This window comes from Proteiniborus sp. DW1, from assembly GCF_900095305.1.
GTDB lineage: Bacteria > Bacillota > Clostridia > Tissierellales > Proteiniboraceae > Proteiniborus.
Genome location: NZ_FMDO01000003.1, coordinates 42,995 through 57,140 on the forward strand (window position 1 = coordinate 42,995; position 14,146 = coordinate 57,140).

The 14,146-nt window shown below is 34.3% G+C and carries 12 protein-coding genes; 11 read left to right on the forward strand and 1 reads right to left on the reverse strand.

Features of this window, described 5'->3' with window-relative positions:
* The first annotated feature begins 476 nt into the window (after positions 1 to 476).
* The 11 genes from DW1_RS00310 (at position 477) to DW1_RS00360 (ending at position 13,201) form a co-directional block, all read left to right on the forward strand.
* Entirely contained in the window at positions 477 to 1,823 is a 1,347-nt protein-coding gene (locus tag DW1_RS00310; RefSeq protein ID WP_074348455.1) for a uracil-xanthine permease family protein, read from the forward strand.
* A 137-nt stretch (positions 1,824 to 1,960) separates the two neighbouring features.
* Positions 1,961 to 2,719, forward strand: a complete 759-nt coding sequence (locus DW1_RS00315) for a GntR family transcriptional regulator (protein ID WP_074348457.1) — start codon at positions 1,961 to 1,963, stop codon at positions 2,717 to 2,719.
* A gap of 39 nt (positions 2,720 to 2,758) precedes the next feature.
* Complete coding sequence (locus tag DW1_RS00320; RefSeq protein WP_074348459.1) at positions 2,759 to 3,553, forward strand: FAD binding domain-containing protein; 795 nt, start codon at positions 2,759 to 2,761, stop codon at positions 3,551 to 3,553.
* The gene (locus DW1_RS00325; protein WP_074348461.1) at positions 3,550 to 3,999 is read left to right on the forward strand and encodes a (2Fe-2S)-binding protein; all 450 of its coding nucleotides are present in this window, start codon (positions 3,550 to 3,552) and stop codon (positions 3,997 to 3,999) included. Before DW1_RS00320 ends, DW1_RS00325 begins: the two co-directional genes overlap by 4 nt.
* Entirely contained in the window at positions 3,999 to 6,323 is a 2,325-nt protein-coding gene (locus DW1_RS00330; protein WP_074348463.1) for a xanthine dehydrogenase family protein molybdopterin-binding subunit, read from the forward strand. The genes DW1_RS00325 and DW1_RS00330 overlap by 1 nt, the downstream gene beginning before the upstream one ends.
* Positions 6,324 to 6,573: 250 nt before the next feature.
* Positions 6,574 to 8,100, forward strand: a complete 1,527-nt coding sequence (locus tag DW1_RS00335) for an ABC transporter ATP-binding protein (RefSeq protein WP_074348465.1) — start codon at positions 6,574 to 6,576, stop codon at positions 8,098 to 8,100.
* Positions 8,101 to 8,140: 40 nt separating this feature from the next.
* A complete protein-coding gene (locus DW1_RS00340) occupies positions 8,141 to 9,244 on the forward strand; it encodes an ABC transporter permease (RefSeq protein WP_159433527.1) in 1,104 nt (367 codons plus the stop codon).
* Position 9,245: 1 nt separating this feature from the next.
* Positions 9,246 to 10,178, forward strand: coding sequence for an ABC transporter permease (locus tag DW1_RS00345; RefSeq protein ID WP_074348466.1), 933 nt, complete (start codon positions 9,246 to 9,248; stop codon positions 10,176 to 10,178).
* 98 nt (positions 10,179 to 10,276) lie between these two features.
* Complete coding sequence (locus tag DW1_RS00350; protein ID WP_074348468.1) at positions 10,277 to 11,335, forward strand: BMP family protein; 1,059 nt, start codon at positions 10,277 to 10,279, stop codon at positions 11,333 to 11,335.
* Between the two features lie 258 nt (positions 11,336 to 11,593).
* On the forward strand, positions 11,594 to 12,145 hold the full coding sequence (locus tag DW1_RS00355) for a sigma-70 family RNA polymerase sigma factor (RefSeq protein WP_074348470.1): 552 nt from the start codon (positions 11,594 to 11,596) through the stop codon (positions 12,143 to 12,145).
* A complete protein-coding gene (locus DW1_RS00360) occupies positions 12,146 to 13,201 on the forward strand; it encodes a DUF4179 domain-containing protein (protein ID WP_074348471.1) in 1,056 nt (351 codons plus the stop codon).
* A gap of 56 nt (positions 13,202 to 13,257) precedes the next feature.
* Here DW1_RS00360 and DW1_RS00365 read toward each other — a convergent pair whose 3' ends face one another.
* A complete protein-coding gene (locus DW1_RS00365; RefSeq protein ID WP_074348473.1) occupies positions 13,258 to 13,890 on the reverse strand; it encodes a glycerol-3-phosphate acyltransferase in 633 nt (210 codons plus the stop codon).
* Between the last annotated feature and the right edge of the window lie 256 nt (positions 13,891 to 14,146).

Here is a 14,146-nt window from a genome sequence, read left to right on the forward strand (position 1 = left end):
ATAAAATTTTATAGAAATACTTATCAACTTATCAGATATGTTTACAACTATCAGGCAATATTCCAAGCAACTATAATCTGTAATATTTCCCAAAACACACTTTTTTAACAACTTGAAGACTTACTCATTAAACCCTTGTAAACTAAACTAGTATTCAGAGAGGGGGGAGGCCTTTTCTGAATACTGTGTTTAGCAACAGTTCTTTTACTTAAGGCTCTACTAGCTATCTAGCTTATATTGTTAAATGAGCAAGGTGGGTTATTTGCTATAAGCAAGGTTTGTTAAATAGCAAATAACAAATACCATCAAAAAAGAGGGGAGGGATATGAAGAAGAGAGACATTAGAGAAAGACTTGCAAAAGAAAAGAAACCATACAGTTTAGGAAAACGTTTGCAAAAATTATTTAAATTAGCATCTTGTCTTTATTTTTTATCATAGCTTTAACATTCAAAAAATCTATTTTGGGAGGGGTAGTATGTTAAAACTACTGGGTTATAATGAAAAAGAAATAAGTAGGTCTAAATACGAAATTGACGGTATACCGCCATTAAGCGAAGCTATACCATTGGGGTTACAGCATATTTTTGCAATGTTTGCAAGTAATATTGCTGTAGGTATGATAGTTGCAGGAGTGGCGGGTATTTCGGGATCGGATTTGACCATTATGGTTCAATGTGCTATGTTCATTGCAGGTATAGCTACACTGAATCAATGTTATCCCCTTTGGAGATGCGGAGGAAAGCTTCCTATAGTAATGGGTACAAGTTTTGGATTCCTTCCAACTAATATTGCTATAGCTAGTGGATACGGTATTTCAGGATTATTAGGAGCTACTTTAGTAGGAGGGTTATTTGGGGCGGTATTAGGATTTTTCTTAAAGCCATTAAGAAGATTTTTCCCTCCAATAGTGACTGGTACTGTTGTACTTACTATAGGATTGTCTTTACTTCCAACAGGTATTACATCAATGGCTGGTGGTAGCGGCTCTCCGACCTTTGGTTCTCCAAAGAACTGGATAGTTGGAATCATAGTGTTATTAGTAGTTTTAGCTTTGAATCAATTTACAAAGGGCTTTACTAAAACATCTTCAATCTTGATTGGAATTATAGTTGGCTATATAATTTGTATACCACTGGGGATGGTTAACTTTGATGCAGTAAAAGAAGCAAGCTGGTTTGCTCTACCAAAACCATTCCATTTCCCAATAGAGTTTAAGTGGGGGGCTATAGCACCTATGCTAATAATGTTTATAGTTACTACAGTTGAAACCGTTGGAGACGTTTCTGCTATAACTATGGGTGGTGCTGGCAGAGAGGCAACAGATAGGGAATTATCAGGTTCAATTATAAATAACGGACTAAGTAGTGTATTTGCAGCAATATTCAATGGACTACCAACTACTTCTTTCAGCCAAAATGTTGGAATGATAGCTTTTACAAAAATAATGAGTAGATTTGTTGTGGCGATAGGTGCTATATTTCTAGTACTTGCTGGTTTAGTGCCTAAACTAGGAGCATTAGTATCTACTATTCCATCAAGTGTTATAGGGGGAGCCTGTCTTGTGATATTCTCTCAAATAACTCTCACTGGTATAGATATGTTAACATCTAATCCACTAACCAGTAGAGATAAGGTAATTATTGGATTATCACTTGCATTTGGTATTGGTTTAACTCAAGTACAAGGTGCAATGGATAACTTTCCACAATTTCTAAAACTAATATTTGGTGGTTCTGGTATAGTTATAGCTTGTGTAATAGCAATTATTTTAAATATTGCAATGCCACAAAAAGAGGACGAAGAAGTAAAAGAAGCTGCTTAATGTAAAACACAATCAACTTATATAAAACTAATGACCAGCGATGGATATCAAAAGATATCCGTTGCTGGTTTCATAACATATACATATATCTATAGAATTACTGACAATTATGATAAGCAATAGAGGTGAGAACATCCATGAATGAAAATACTTTACCCAAAATTCAAAAACACACTGCTGTTCAGCAAGTTATAGATTATCTAAGAAACTATATTTTAACCATCAATAATAATGAAATAACAAAGCTGCCATCGGAAGCCAAGCTTGCTAGGGGAATGGGGGTTAGCAGATTAACCATAAGAGAAGCCCTTACTGCACTGGAAAACGAGGGACTCATTACAAGGAGTCAGGGAAGTAGTACAATGATCACTACTTTTGCTAGAAGGCTATCAGAAGGAATAGATTATGCTGGAGAGCTAGGAAGATTCATAAATGATTGTGGCTATGAGTCTACAGTTGATATTATTTCACATTCATGGGAGTATTGTGGAGATGAAACTTCAAATAAATTAGAAATCGAAGCAGGAGATGAGATATTAGTAGTCAAGAAAAAATTTTTAGCAGATGGTGAACCTGCTGCTTATTGCGTAAATAGAATACCAAAAAAATTCTTAGCCAATATAGAAATAGATGAGAAAGATTTAGGAAAATCCATGTTTGATTTTGTTGAAGAGAGCTGTAACTGCCAGCTTAGTCACGATTTTATGGAGATAATACCTAGTTTAGTTACCAGAGAAATAGCAGACATACTGAAACTAGAGAAAAACTCTCCTATTTTACGTGTTGATGTTATAAAATATTCAATTGAAGGCTATCCTGTAATGTACAATACAGAGTACTATGTAGATAAGCTTATAAGGTTTACCGCATGTAGAACTAGATCCTTTATTAAGTAATGTGTGTTCACTTTGAAATGATATGTGGGAGTGATAAAATTGATAACTTTTGGAGATTATATAAGGCCAAAAAGTGTAGAGGAAGCATATGAAAATTTAAAGTCAAAGAAAAATGCTACCTTAATAGGTGGTGGTTGTTATATTAGGATGGGAAATAGGAGAATCGGACTAGCAATTGATTTATGTGATGCTGGTCTTAATTTTATAAATGAATATGAAGATACAGTAGAAATAGGTGCAATGACGACTTTAAGAGAGTTAGAAACTAGTGAAATACTAGCTAATAGCTTTGGCAAAATGATTTCAAATTCTGTAAAACATATTATAGGAGTTCAGCTAAGAAATATAGCTACTATTGGTGCTACAGTATTTTCTAAGTACGGTTTTTCAGATCCTATAACAGCCCTATTAGCACTTGATGCGGAGCTAGTCCTATATAATAGCGGGAAAATAAAGCTTGAAGAATATCTTAAAGAAGAATGTAGAAGAAGGGATATTCTTGAAAAAATAATACTTAATAAAGGTATAGATAATGCTGCTTTTAAGTCATTAAGAAATTCTCAAGTAGACTATGCCATATTAAATGCAGCTGTTTCAAAGCAGGATGGAAAATATAGAATAGCAGTTGGAGCAAGACCAAGAACTGCGGCTCTAGCATATAAGGCTATGGAGTATATTAATAGCAATGAAATCAATGAGGAAAGTGCATATAAAGCAGGGGAAATAGCCTCAGAGGAGCTAGTTTTTGGAAGCAATACTAGAGGCTCTGCAGAATATAGAAGAGAATTATGCAAGGTTCTTGTAAAGAGGGCAATCATGGAGGTGGAAGCATGATTATTAAGGTTAATATTAATGAAGTAAATAAAGCCTTTGATATAGAGCCTCATGAGTTTCTAATAGATGTTCTTAGAAGAAATGGATATTTAAGTGTGAAAAGAGGCTGTGATACTGGAGCTTGCGGAGTATGCACAGTATTAATAGAAGGCGCCCCTACCTTATCTTGTTCTTTTTTAGCAGCAAGGGCTGATGGGAAAAAGATATTAACTATTGAAGGTGTACAAGAACAGGCTAAGGAAGTAGGAAGCTATTTAGTATCAGAGGGAGTAGATCAATGTGGATACTGTAGTCCCGGCCTAATACTGACTACTATATCAATGAAATCTCAGCTAGAGAACCCAACAGAGGAATCTATTAAGCATTACTTAGCAGGTAATCTCTGTAGATGTACTGGCTATGTAGGTCAGCTTAGAGCAATTAAGAAATATATGGGGGTGGAATAATGAATAATAATTATTCTGTAGGTAGTTTTATACCTAAAGTAGATGGTATGCAGCTAGTAACAGGTAAGCCTGTGTATACTGATGACATAGCCCCTAAAGATTCCTTAATAATAAAGATATTGAGAAGCCCTTATGCTTTTGCAAAAATTAAGAGTATAAATAAGGAAAAGGCTGAGAAAATTCCTGGAGTAGAGTGTATACTAACCCATGAAGACCTGCCTAAAAAGTTATTTACTAGGGCTGGTCAATCATACCCTGAACCATCTACTTATGACAAATACATACTAGACGAGTATGTAAGATATATTGGAGATGAGGTGGCTATAGTAGCAGCTGTAAGCGAAGATATAGCTCTAAAGGCGCTTAAGTTAATAAAAGTAGAATACGAGGTATATGAGCCAGTATTGGATATGGAACAAGCAGAGACTCACCCATCTAAAATTCATTTTAGAGATAAATGCCATTCAAATATAAACATAGGATTTGACCCTGAAAAGAATATTGCAGCTGTTTATAACTTTGGTTATGGTAAAGTTGATGAAGTATTAGAAAAATGTGATGTAGTAGTTAAGGGAACTTATCGTTCACAGGCACAGGCACATGCTATGATGGAGACATATAGGGCATTTTCATATATAGACCAATATGGAAAACTAGTCATAGTATCTTCTACTCAGATACCATTCCATGTTAGAAGAATGGTTGCAAATGCACTTGATTTACCTATTAGCAAGGTAAGAGTAATTAAGCCCCGTATAGGAGGCGGATTTGGAGGAAAGCAGACTGCTCAGGTAGAATTTTATACTGCTGCAGTTACTTTGAAGACTGGAAAACCTTCAAAAATAATATATACAAGGAAAGAAACCTTCGAATCTACTACAACAAGGCAGCCTATGAAAATAAGTGTAACAATTGGTGCCGATAAAGATGGAAATATTAAGGCAATAGATATGGAAGCTCTCTCTGATACTGGGGCATATGGCGAACATGCCTATACAGTACTTGGTGCGGCTGGATACAAAACACTGCCGTTATATAATAAGGCGGAAGCAGCTAGATTTAGAGGTAAGGCTGTGTATACAAACCGTACTCCAGGAGGAGCATTAAGAGGATATGGTGTAACCCAAGGTACTTTTGCTTTAGAATCAGCTATTAATGAATTAGCTCATAAGCTAAACATGGATCCTACTGAGTTAAGAGAGAAAAATATGCTCAGAAAAGGTGAAACGTCAGAAATTTTTAACATGACTACTGTAGGAGCAGGGATAGAACCTATAATTATGAATAGTTGTGAGCTAGAATACTGTGTAAAAAGAGGTAAGGACCTAATAGACTGGGATAATAAATATCCAAGGAGAGAAATATCTCCTAACAGGATTCGTGGAATAGGTATGTCTATAGCTATGCAAGGTTCAGGAATACCAGGCATAGATACTGCAACTGCAACTATAAAGCTAGAGGATAATGGATGTTTTACACTACTTTTAGGTGCTACAGATATAGGTACTGGAAGTGATACTATACTAAGGCAGATTGCAGCAGAGGCTCTAGGAGTGGAGAATGAAACTATTAGTGTATACTCTTCAGACACTGATTTGACTCCTTTCGATGTGGGTGCATATGCTTCTGGGACTACTTATTTTTCAGGAAATGCTGTTAAGAAGGCAGCTATCAAAATGAAGGAGTTAATAGAGCAGGAGGGAGCAAGACACTTAAAGTTAAATGTAGAGGATGTAATCTTTGATGGAAAAGAAATTAGAAATAAATCTGGGGATGAAAGAGTTAGCCTCGCTGATTTAAGCAATAGATTAATTTATAAAAACCCAACTAATCAGTTAACATCTACAGCATCCTTTGGGACTAGTGATGTTGCTCCACCTTTTGTATCAGGCTTTGCTGAAGTAGAGGTGGACATTGAAACTGGAAAGGTGGAGCTAATAAACTATGTAACAGTAGTAGATAGTGGGACTATAATCAATCCTACTCTAGCAAGGATACAAACAGAGGGAGGAGTAGTTCAAGGTATAGGAATGGCGCTTTTTGAAGAGGTAAGAGAAGATAGTAGAGGTAGAATGATAACTAATGAATTGATGGAATACAAGATACCTTCAAGACTAGATATCAATAATATAATTGTAGACTTTGCAGAAAGCTATGAGCCTACTGGACCTTTTGGTGCCAAGTCAATAGGAGAAGTAGTGACAAATACACCTTGTCCTGCAATTGCAGATGCCATTTATAATGCAGTTGGAGTTAGAGTTAGAGACTTACCTATAACACCAGAAAAAGTAAAGATGCTATTAAAAAATCAAAACCAATGCTAGAAGCAACTGCTTTTAGCATTGGTTTTGATTTATAAAAAACCATGAAAAGGGCATAGTTAAAATATTAACGATAGTTCAATATAATTAATTAACAAAAATGCTATATTTTTTATACAAATTTAAAAATGAGATTTATAGTAATGTAACAAAGGGAAAATACAAATTTTTAGAGAAGTCTTATTATTAAGACAATATTAATAATTTTGACTAGTTATACAGCTTTAATAACAAACAAGATAGGAGGGATAGTATGGAGCCAATTTTGAAGATGGTCTCAATTTCAAAATATTTTGGGACATTTGCAGCCAATGAAGACGTTAGTCTTGAGGTGCAAAAAGGTGAGATTCACTCTCTATTAGGAGAAAATGGAGCTGGAAAATCTACTTTGATGAATGTGCTATACGGATTATATAAGCCTGAAAAAGGTGAGATATTTTTTGAAGGGAATAAACTGAATCTTAATTCTTCTAAAGATGCAATAGATGTGGGCATAGGTATGATTCATCAACATTTTATGCTAATACCTGTTCATACAGTTCTGGAAAACGTTATCATGGGCATGGGTAAGGAAAAAGGGTTCATAATAGATGAGGAAAGGCTAGAGAAGGAAATACTAGAGATTGCTGATAAGTATGGTATGGAAATCTCTCTTCATTCCAAAGTTTCTGATCTTTCAGTAGGAGAACAGCAAAGAGTTGAAATAGTTAAAGCTCTGTATAGAGGTGCTAAGCTTCTTATTATGGATGAGCCTACTGCGGTATTGACTCCTCAAGAAACTGAAGAACTATTTACCACACTAAGGAAGATGGCAGATGGCGGCATGTCAATAATACTCATCACTCATAAGCTTAACGAAGTAATGGCAGTTTGTGATAAAGTTACTGTACTTAGAGATGGAAAGGTAACAGGTCGAATAGATATTAAAGATACGAATGAACTTGAACTGACAAAGGCAATGATAGGAAGAGAGCTTTCGCCAGTATGTAAGGATAATACATGTACTAAAGGTGAAAAGATTCTAGAACTTAAAGATGTTTCTTATGAAGATGCTAAAGGAGTACAAACCTTAAAGAATATAAACCTAAGTATTTGCTCTGGTGAAGTATTAGGTATAGCAGGAGTAGACGGCAATGGACAAAAGGAGCTTGCTGAAGTAATTGCGGGGCTAATACATGCTACTTCAGGACAAGTTATCTTAGGAGATGAAGAGATTACAAACAAATCTATTTTGGAAATAATCAATATGGGGGTAGGTTACATTCCTGAAGACAGGCATAAAAGAGGGCTAGTACTTGACTTTTCAATTAGTGAAAATCTTATATTAAAGGATTATTGTAATAAACCTTATAGGAAAAAAGTATTCTTTGATTTTAATATGATTAATAAGCACGCAGATGAGATGATTAAAAAGTATTCTATAAAAACCCAAAGTAGAAACGATGAGGCAAGAAAACTTTCAGGAGGTAACCAACAAAAGATAGTTGTAGCTAGAGAGGTTGACAAGCAACCTAGGCTGCTGATAGCTGTTCAACCTACAAGAGGAGTAGATATAGGAGCAATAGAATTTATACATAAGCAAATTATAAAGGCTAAGGAGCAGGGAACTGCTGTGTTACTAATATCGACAGAACTTTCAGAAATTAACTCCCTATCAGATAGAATAGCCGTCATATATAAAGGAAGTATCGTTGGTGAAATTGACCAAAGCGAGTTTGAAGAAAGCAAAATAGGTTTAATGATGGCAGGCATACCTAAGGAGAAAGCTATGCAGTCATAGCAGGAGTTATTATATTTTAATGAGTAAGGGGGAAAAAATAGTGAATAAGCTAAGCGAAGACTCTTTAGAAAAGAAGGCCTCACGTGTAACCATCAATAGAGACAAGCTAATTTCTGGTTCAGTCCCTATTATTGCAGTGTTGTTAGCATTGCTGCTAGGAAGTATTCTATTGATATTTATTAATGTTAATCCATTGGAAGCATATAAATACTTAATTTTTGCTAACTTTTCAAGTACATACAATTTTGCAGAAATCTTTGTGAAAGCAACACCTATTATATTAACTGGTCTTGCCTTTACATTTGCCTTTAGAACAGGACTATTTAATATAGGTGGAGAGGGTCAGATGTTTGTTGGAGCAATAGCTGCAGTGTTTGTCGGTTTAAAGACAGGACATCTTAGCCCATTTATTACAATTCCACTTTGTCTAATGGCAGCCATTATTGCAGGTGCAATTTGGGGAATTATACCGGGTATATTGAAGGCAGTATTTGGCTCTAGTGAAATTATCGTTACCATAATGTTTAACTATGTGGCTCTTTATCTAGTTAGCTATGTAGTAGATAAGCCTTTAAGGGAGGCAAGTGGTTTCTATCCACAAACTGATTTAATTGGGGAAAACGCATTCCTGCCGTATATAATACCAAAAACAAGACTCCATATAGGATTTTTGATAGCAGGTTTATTAGTACTGGCTGTATATTTGATACTATGGAAAACTCCATTTGGTTTTAGACTTAGGGCAGTAGGGTTTAATCCTGATGGAGCTGAGTATTCAGGTATAAACATTAAGAAGAATATTATTATTTCCTTAGCAATAAGTGGTGCTTTAGCAGGTGTTGCAGGATTTACTGAAATAGGTGGTATTCACCACAGACTACTTGATAACTTTTCAAGAGACGTAGGCTTCGACGGAATAGCTGCAGCATTGCTAGGCGGTGCAAATCCATTTGGTGTTTTTATAGCATCACTCCTACTAGGTATGCTTAAGACAGGTGCCAATGCCATGCAAAGAGGTGTGGGAGTTCCAGCTAATATCGTAAATATAATACAAGCACTTATTATTATTCTTGTATTAGCAGGAAATATGCTAAGACCTAAAATCTTGATGATGCTTAAGCGTAAAGAAAGGGGGCTAGAGTAAGATGGATAATATTTTAAATATAACTTTTATTACAGCACTTTTATCTGCTTCCCTTAGACTTTCAGTCCCAATACTATTTGCTGCCCTTGGAGGAATGTACTCAGAGAGGTCGGGAGTAAACAATATAGGACTAGAAGGGATGATGTTAGTAGGAGCATTTGCAGGGGTAGTGGGCTCATATTTTTCAGGAAGTCAATGGATAGGAGCTTTGGTTGCGATATTAAGTGGACTACTAATGGGAGCACTATTTGCCTTAACAACAGTAAAGATAAAAATAAATCAAATAGTATGCGGTGTAGCTATAAACTTGCTGGCAGTAGGACTTACAAGTTTTTTCTATAGAGCTTTATTTGGAATAACTACTACACCTATTACTGTTAAAGCCTTTGAACCCATTAACATACCATTTCTTTCTGATATACCAGTTATAGGGAAGATATTCTTTAGCCAAACAATACTAGTATACATAGCATTTTTACTTGTACCAGTGTCATCCTTCATATTGTATAGAACGTCTTGGGGATTAAGTATTAGAACTGTAGGAGAACATCCTATGGCAGCAGATACTGTAGGCATACCTGTAAATAAAGTGAGAACCATATGTGTCATAATAAGCGGAGCATTAGCAGGACTTGGAGGATGCTTCTTATCTTTAGGACAGTTTAACATGTTTGTTGACAATATGGTATCAGGAAGAGGTTTTATAGCAGTGGCAGCAGTTATATTTGGAAAATGGAATCCAAAGGGAGTTCTTATGGCATCTCTAATATTTGGAGTAGCTGATGCACTGCAAATAAGACTACAGACTGCTGGAGTAGCCATACCATATCAATTCTTATTAATGTTCCCATATGTACTTACTGTAATAGCAGTTACAGGAATAGTTGGTAAAACAGTATCACCAGCAGCCTTAGGAAAACCTTATGAAAAATAGCTTTTAAATAAATAGGTATTATTTGAGGAGGTGATAAGCACATAATCCAAAATATTTTAATGCTGTTAAGATAACACAAATTTAAAGGAGGAAAGAAAATGTTTAATAAGAAAAAATTTTTTGCATCTCTTTTAGTAGCAGTGCTTTTAATTTCCACATTAGTAGGATGCTCAACAGAAACAACTAACACAGGAAATACAGGAAATACTGGAAACACAGAAAGTACGGGAAATGCAGATAATAAAGATAATAACTCCGATGAAAAGAAAGACTATAAAATAGTTCTAGTACTACCAGGACCTATAAATGATCAAGGTTGGAATGCTACAGCTTATGAAGGACTACAATTAGTAGAAAAAGATTTAGGAATCAAGATGGAATATATTGAAAGTGTACAACAAGCTGACTTCGAAGCTGTGTTTACAGACTATGGTGAAAGGAAGTATGATTTAGTATTTGCTCATGGAACTCAATTCTATGATGCAGCTATAAAGGTAGCTCCAAACTATCCTGACACATTTTACATGGTAATTAATAGTGAAACAGGACAAGCACCAAATGTTGGCGGTATAGGCGTTAGAGAGTGGGAAGGTGGATATGTTGCAGGTGCATTAGCTGCTCATTATACAGAAACTAAGCAAATGGGAGCTATAGGTTCATTCCCATTCCCAGTTATTGCAGGAACACTTGATGCATTTGAAGCTGCTGCACAAGAATACGATCCTTCAATAAAAGTTACTAAAACATATGTTAACTCTTGGGAAGACATTCAAAAAGGTAAGGAAACAGGGCTTGCAATGGCAGAAGCAGGGGCAGACGTTATATTCTGTAGTGCAAACCAAGTTGGTTTAGGTTCAATAGATGCTGCAAAAGAGAAGGGAGTAAAAGCTGTTGGATATATATCACCACAAAATGATGTAGCACCTGAGACAGTTATATCAAGTGTTACATACAACAATGCAGTATTATTTAAAGCTACAGTTGAACAATTAGTAGCTGGAACTCTTAAACCAGAAGGAACTTCATTAGGATGGGCTGATGGTATCCTTGATATGCAATGGGCAGATGGTGTAAGTGATGAAGTTAAAGACTATGTAAACCAAACTATAGAAAGACTTAAAAATGGTGAAATAGAAAACCCATATAAGGGAGAATAATATTAGGTATAGATAAAAAAGACGAATCAGTGTCATATGACGCTGATTTGTCTTTTTTATCATTAACCCATGACTTCATGTTTATTAAGTTGAATAAAGACATTTTATACTATAGGATTGATATTAGAATATTTATTACTACTTTTTAGAAAAAAGTAAAATTTATTGATAGATTTATACGTATCATTACGAAGTATCAAGTGAAGGGATAAATAAACATTCTACATGTAGAAATAAAGGCTAAAGAAGGTGGTATTATTGAAAATATCAGAAGATAACTTCATTGAGCAATTAAAGGACAAAAATGAGAAAGCTCTAGAATTTGTTATAGACAATTATGCTTGGATACTTAAAACAGTAATAAAAAAACATCTTTTTCATCTTATGGACTTTTATGAGGAGTGCATGAATGACTGTTTACTTGCAATTTGGGAGAATATTAACTACTATAATCCAGAAAAGTCTAGTTTTAAGAACTGGATAGGAGGAATAGCAAAATATAAATCTATCGATTATATAAGAAAATATTTAAAGAACTCAGAGAATGAAAATATTGAAGATTTAGTTATTCCAATAGAAGACAATTCTCTTAAAGAGATTTTAGAAGCTGAAGTTAGGGAAGAAGTTGAGAAAATGCTGCATAATCTATCAGAGGAAGATAGGGTGATTTTTAGAGAGTTGTATTTTGAAAATAAAAATATAAGTGAAATATCTAAGGACACTGGATTAAGTAAAGAAGTTCTGTATAACAGACTCTCAAGAGGGAAAAAGAAAATCCGTAGCAAAATCAAAACTAAGGAGGTTCTGTAAATGAAAAATTCTAAAAATATATATGAATTATTAAATCAAGTGGAGTTTAATATAGATGACTATGAGAAGGTGGAATTAAGTGATATAGAAAAGAAAAAATTGAAACAAAGATTTAAAGAAGGTAGAAGAAAAAGACTTGACTTTAAAAAACTAGGAGCAATAACTGCTGCTTTAGCACTAACTATTGGTGTTTTTAGTCAAACTAGTGTTGGAAAGAGTGTCTATGCTTCAGCTCAATCTAAAATCACAGAGATATCGTATTCTATAGGTAGGGCACTAGGAATTGAGAGAAATATTGAGCCCTATGAAAATATAGTTAATCAGATAGTAGAAAATAAGGGAGTAGAAATCAAGTTAACTGGAGTAATCATTGATAAAGATGAATTAATATTATCTACAATTGTAAATACAAATAAACCTGTAGATGGATTTTTCTTCGATTATGATATCTATATAAATGGTAAAAAGTTAAGAGATTATGGAATGACTGGAAGTAGTGGAGCAATTGATGACTCTAAAACAATATTCTTTACTGCTAACTCTTTTGATGTTAAAGGCATTGATTTATATGAGACTCTAGATATAAAAGTTGTTCTAAAGAATCTACATTACTATCTTGTAGGTGAATCCGATGAAGAAATAAAGGGTAAATGGGAGTTTGAATTTACTGCAAGTGGTAATGAACTGGCAACAACATCCTATACACTACCATTAGATTACTCATTTGATATAGATAATACAACCTACATCCTAGAAGAATTTAGATATAATCCTGTGAATCAAAAAATATTTGGTAAGCTTAAAAACCAATCAACAGATTCCTACCAAGTTGATTTACGTGGGCATGATAACCTAGGAAACGAAGTAATATTTTTCCTTACAAGCGTATCTGGTGAGGAGTTAGTATTTAAATATGAAAATATATATGGTGATTTAGCAGATGAAATCACATCTATTACACTGACACCATATGCTGCGAAGTTACCAGAGGAAAGTGGAAGGATGAGTAATGATTACAAGCAAGTTGGAGAAGAGTTTACTATAATATTAAAATAAAAGTTGATAAATCAAAACTACCCATTAAGTGGGTAGTTTTGATTTGTATACCATTATTATGCAGTTTCCTTTTTTTTCATGGTGCTTCTTAAACCAGTTTCTTTCTTTTGAATAATGTTTACTATATTCTTTCTATGATTATATATGCTTAAAACTGCTAATATAATAGCAATAACTATACAGCCCTTACTGTACCCAAAATAAAAAGTAGATACTACAAATAGTACAACCAGGCTAATAGCACCTAAAGCAATATAATCAGTGGTAAGTGTAATAGCTACAATAGCTGCTATTCCCAGGATAGCAATTCGATAATCAATAGCGGAAAGCATACCAATTAGTGAAGCAGTGCCTTTTCCACCCTTAAAGCCCATATAAAAAGGATAATTATGCCCTAAAATAACAGAAAGACCATTTAAATAGAGGAAAAAAGGCGTTTGCTCTGGCGAGAGAATATTTCTTAATAATAATTTAATAACAATAATAGACATTATCGCCTTGCCTATATCTAATAGACCTACTGCAACCCCATATTTCCATCCAAATACTACTACAGTGTTCGAAGCTCCTGCATTTCCATTTCCTAAGGTACGTATGTCAACTTTTTTTAGCAACATTCCAAGGATATAGGATGCCTGCAAACAACCGAATAAATAACCAAGCAACGTTACGACAACATAGTTTTCCATATCTAATCTCCTCCAAAACTATATGATTTATTATATCAGAAAACTAGAGATTAATATATCTTTATATCATATTTGATTATTTTCTGAAGCTGTAAAACCATAATAAACTATTGAAGTAATAAACTTATATAATGAGACTAAAGAAGAGGAGTCAAAACTATTGGAGGATTAATAACAAATTCTATTAAAATATGGTAAAATAAGCTTGCACAATCATAAATTTGGATATAACTGATATAAAACTTTTGACCTAGGA

Bases quoted from the DNA above. Each gene is read 5' to 3' on its own strand.
- DW1_RS00310 (WP_074348455.1), top strand. From the start codon at position 477: ATGTTAAAACTACTGGGTTATAATGAAAAAGAAATAAGTAGGTCTAAA.
- DW1_RS00315 (WP_074348457.1), top strand. From the start codon at position 1,961: ATGAATGAAAATACTTTACCCAAAATTCAAAAACACACTGCTGTTCAG.
- DW1_RS00325 (WP_074348461.1), top strand. From the start codon at position 3,550: ATGATTATTAAGGTTAATATTAATGAAGTAAATAAAGCCTTTGATATA.
- DW1_RS00330 (WP_074348463.1), top strand. From the start codon at position 3,999: ATGAATAATAATTATTCTGTAGGTAGTTTTATACCTAAAGTAGATGGT.
- DW1_RS00335 (WP_074348465.1), top strand. From the start codon at position 6,574: ATGGAGCCAATTTTGAAGATGGTCTCAATTTCAAAATATTTTGGGACA.
- DW1_RS00345 (WP_074348466.1), top strand. From the start codon at position 9,246: ATGGATAATATTTTAAATATAACTTTTATTACAGCACTTTTATCTGCT.
- DW1_RS00350 (WP_074348468.1), top strand. From the start codon at position 10,277: ATGTTTAATAAGAAAAAATTTTTTGCATCTCTTTTAGTAGCAGTGCTT.
- DW1_RS00360 (WP_074348471.1), top strand. From the start codon at position 12,146: ATGAAAAATTCTAAAAATATATATGAATTATTAAATCAAGTGGAGTTT.
- DW1_RS00365 (WP_074348473.1), bottom strand. From the start codon at position 13,890: ATGGAAAACTATGTTGTCGTAACGTTGCTTGGTTATTTATTCGGTTGT.